This is a genomic window from Bradyrhizobium sp., assembly GCF_016462955.1.
Taxonomy (GTDB): domain Bacteria; phylum Pseudomonadota; class Alphaproteobacteria; order Rhizobiales; family Xanthobacteraceae; genus Bradyrhizobium.
Map to the genome: position 1 here is coordinate 1 of NZ_JAEMSD010000587.1, position 3,842 is coordinate 3,842.

The 3,842-nt window shown below is 65.6% G+C and carries 5 protein-coding genes; all 5 read right to left on the reverse strand.

The features are described from left to right. Positions 1-1,536: phosphomethylpyrimidine synthase ThiC (gene thiC / locus JHD07_RS34975; RefSeq protein WP_291630482.1), on the reverse strand; the 1,536-nt coding region annotated here is incomplete at its 3' end. 184 nt (positions 1,537-1,720) lie between these two features. Further along, positions 1,721-2,326, reverse strand: coding sequence for a thiamine phosphate synthase (locus JHD07_RS34980; RefSeq protein WP_291630485.1), 606 nt, complete (start codon positions 2,324-2,326; stop codon positions 1,721-1,723). Beyond that, positions 2,313-3,095: a thiazole synthase gene (locus JHD07_RS34985; RefSeq protein ID WP_291630487.1), complete on the reverse strand. Its 783-nt coding sequence runs from the start codon at positions 3,093-3,095 to the stop codon at positions 2,313-2,315. Before JHD07_RS34985 ends, JHD07_RS34980 begins: the two co-directional genes overlap by 14 nt. Before the next feature lie 147 nt (positions 3,096-3,242). Beyond that, positions 3,243-3,440, reverse strand: a complete 198-nt coding sequence (gene thiS, locus JHD07_RS34990) for a sulfur carrier protein ThiS (protein WP_291630489.1) — start codon at positions 3,438-3,440, stop codon at positions 3,243-3,245. Then, the coding region (locus tag JHD07_RS34995) for an FAD-dependent oxidoreductase (protein WP_291630491.1) at positions 3,431-3,842 on the reverse strand (412 nt) is incomplete at its 5' end. The genes JHD07_RS34995 and thiS, both read right to left, overlap by 10 nt.

The window sequence follows — 3,842 nt, forward strand, 5'->3', positions numbered from 1 at the left end:
GTGGCCCTTGGCGAGGTCGGCGGCGTGGGCGGCGATCTTGTAGGTGATGACGCCGGTCTTGACATCGTTACGATCAGGGAGGCCGAGATGCTCCTTCGGCGTGACGTAGCAGAGCATGGCGCAGCCGAACCAGCCGATCATGGCCGCACCGATCCCTGAGGTGATGTGGTCATAGCCCGGCGCGATGTCGGTGGTCAGCGGTCCCAACGTGTAGAACGGCGCTTCCCCACACTCCTTGAGCTGCTTGTCCATGTTGATCTTGATCTTGTGCATCGGCACGTGGCCGGGGCCTTCGATCATGACCTGGCAGCCCTTGTCCCATGCGATTTTCGTCAGCTCGCCGAGGGTCTCCAGCTCCGCGAACTGCGCGCGGTCGTTGGCATCGGCGATCGAGCCCGGACGCAGGCCGTCGCCGAGCGAGAACGAGACGTCATACTTGCGCATGAGGTCGCAGATCTCGTCGAAATGCGTGTAGAGGAAGCTTTCCTTGTGATGCGCCAGGCACCACTTCGCCATGATCGAGCCGCCGCGGCTGACGATGCCGGTGACGCGGCTGGCGGTGAGGTGGATGTATTGCAGGCGCACGCCGGCGTGGATGGTGAAATAGTCGACGCCCTGCTCGCACTGCTCGATCAGGGTGTCCTTGTAGAGCTCCCAGGTCAGCTTGACGGGATCGCCGTTGCACTTCTCCAGCGCCTGATAGATGGGAACGGTGCCGATCGGCACCGGCGAGTTGCGCAGGATCCATTCGCGCGTGGTGTGGATGTTGCGCCCCGTCGAGAGGTCCATCACGGTGTCGGCGCCCCAGCGGATCGCCCACACCATCTTCTCGACCTCTTCCTCGACCGACGAGGTCACGGCGGAGTTGCCGATATTGGCGTTGATCTTCGTCAGGAAGTTGCGGCCGATGATCATCGGCTCGAGTTCACTGTGGTTGATGTTGCAGGGGATGATGGCGCGGCCGCGGGCGATCTCGTCGCGCACGAACTCCGGCGTGATGAAGGCGGGCACCGAGGCGCCAAAGCTTTCGCCGTCGGCGAGGGCCGATTCGGCGCGCTCCAGCTGCTGCTTGCGCCCGAGGTTCTCGCGGGCGGCGACGTAGATCATCTCCTTGGTGATGATGCCGGCGCGGGCGAATTCGAGCTGGGTGATCTTGTGGCCGTCGAGGCCGCGTAAGGGCTTGTGATAGGCCGAGAAGGCGCGCGCGGCCTTGTCGGTGGAGAGGTTGCCGTTGTCCTCCGGCTTGACCTGGCGTCCCTCATATTCCTCGACGCCGCCGCGCTCCAGGACCCAGGCCTTGCGGTTGCGGGGCAGGCCGGCGTTGACGTCGATGGTGACATCAGGGTCGGTGTAGGGGCCGGAGGTGTCGTAGACCGGCAGGTTGGGCTCGCCGGCGCCTTCGGACAGGATGATCTCGCGCAGCGGCACGCGGATGTCAGGCGCGGCGTCGGGGGTCGCGAAGATTTTTCGCGAGGAGGGCAGCGGGCCGGTGGTGACGGCGGGGACGGTTTTGTCGGGGTTGGAGCGGATGTTCATGGGGATCCTCCTTAACTCAGTTCGTTGGCGTCGCTGCGCGAGAGACAAATTCGGCTGTCATCCCCGCGAAGGCGGGGATCCAGTATTCCAGAGGCGGTTCGGCTAGGGCCGAGAAGGCGCGGCGTACTGGATCGCCCGGTCAAGCCGGGCGATGACAGCGTGGGTGAGGTGAGAGCGAGGCGCATCACTCTGCCTCCTTCAGGCCGAGCCATTGCCGCACGCGGGCGTCGGGGTCGGGGTTCTGGGTGACGTCGGAGACCACCGCGATGGAATCCGCGCCGGCGGCGAAGATCTCCGCGGCGTGCTCGAACTTGATGCCGCCGATCGCGACCAGCGGGATGGCGCCGATGCGCTTTTTCCATTCGGTGATCTTCGGGATGCCCTGCGGCTCGAAGCGCATCGATTTCAGGGTGGTGAAGAAGATCGGGCCGAGCGCGACATAGTCGGGCTTGGCTTCGAGCGCGGTGGCAAGCTCGGAATCGTCATGGGTGGAGATGCCGAGCTTGAGACCGGCCTCGCGGATAGCATCGAGGTCGGCGTCAGCGAGGTCCTCCTGGCCGAGATGCAGATACTCTGCGCCGGCGACGATCGCGGCGCGCCAATAATCGTTCACGACCAGCTTGGCCTGCGTTCCCTTGGTGATCGCCAGCGCGTCGGAGACGATCTGAAGCGCCTGGGAGTCGTCGAGCTCCTTCGAGCGGAGCTGGATGGTGCCGACGCCGAGTTTTGTCAGGCGTTCGACCCATTGGAGGCTGTCGACGACGGGATAAAAGCGATCAGGATATTGCATGCCAGAACGGTGTCCCAACGACAGGGGTGGAGGGGGAGGCGAAGTCGCGGGCGTTCATCAGCCCGGCCTCGTAAGCGGTGCGGCCGGCCTCACAGCCCAAGCGGAAGGCGGTCGCCATCGCGACGGGATCGGTGGCTTTCGCAATGGCGGTGTTGAGCAGCACGGCGTCATAACCGAGCTCGAGCGCCTGCGCGGCATGACTGGGCGCGCCGAGACCCGCATCGACCACCAGCGTGATGTCGGGCAGCCGTTCGCGCAGCAGTTTCAACGCATCGCGGTTGGTGATGCCCTTCGCGCTGCCGATCGGCGCGGCCCACGGCATCACAACCCTGCAGCCGGCATCGACCAGGCGGTTCGCCACCGAGAGATCCTCGGTGCAATAGGGGAAGACTTCAAAACCGTCCTTGATCAGGATGCTCGCGGCTTCGACCAGGCCGACGACGTCGGGCTGCAGCGTGTCGTTGTCGGCGATGACCTCGAGCTTGATCCAGTTCGTGCCGAACAATTCGCGCGCGAGCTTGGCCGTCGTCACCGCCTCGCGCACGGTGCGGCATCCCGCGGTGTTCGGCAGCACCGACACGTCGAGCTCGCGGATCAGCTTCCAGAACGCGTCCCCGGTCTTGCCGCCGGCGGATTCGCGCCGCAAAGACACCGTGACGATGCCGGCGCCGGAGGCGCGGATGGCGTCCTGCATGATCGCGGGCGAGGGATAGAGCGCGCTGCCGATGAGGAGGCGCGAAGAGAAGGTCTTGCCGTAGAAGGTCACCATGTTGAAGTTCCCGTCATTCCGGACGGGCCGCGGTACGCGGTCCGATCCGGAATCTCGAAGTTGTGGCGCGAGATTCCGGGTTCACGCTTCGCGTGCCCCGGAATGACGGGCCAAAGTGAGCCGGCCTCGCGAAGAGAGCGCATCACCTCACCCTCCCTGCCGCGGCGTGATGATCTCGATCTCGTCGCCGGCCTTGAGCTCAGTCTCGGCCCAGCGGCTTTTCGGCACGACGTCGTAGTTCAGCGCGATGGCGAAATGGGTGCCCTCGTAGTCGAGCTCGGCGAGCAGCGCGTCGACGCTGGCGGAAGTCACCTCGCGCTGCTCACCATTGACGATCACGCGCACTGCATCACCTCGTTGTCGATCTGGCCGCGCTGGACGTAGGCAAGCGTCAGCTCGGCGAGCGCGGGCGCGATCAGGAAGCCGTGGCGGTAGAGGCCGTTGACGCTGATCTGGCTGCCGCGGATGCCGATGCGCGGCAAATTGTCGGGAAAGGCGGGCCGCAGGCCGGAGCCGAATTCGACGATGCGGGCTTCGCCGAACGCGGGATGCACGGTGTAGGCGGCGCCCAGCAATTCCAGCGCCGAACGCACGCTGACGCCGGTGTCCTCGGCCTCGATCGATGTCGCGCCCAGCATGAACAGGCCGTCCTCGCGCGGGATCACGTAGAGCGGCCAGCGGGGATGGATCAGCCGCACCGGGCGCGCCAGCTGCACCTCGTCCGTCTCGATCAGGATCGTCTCGCCC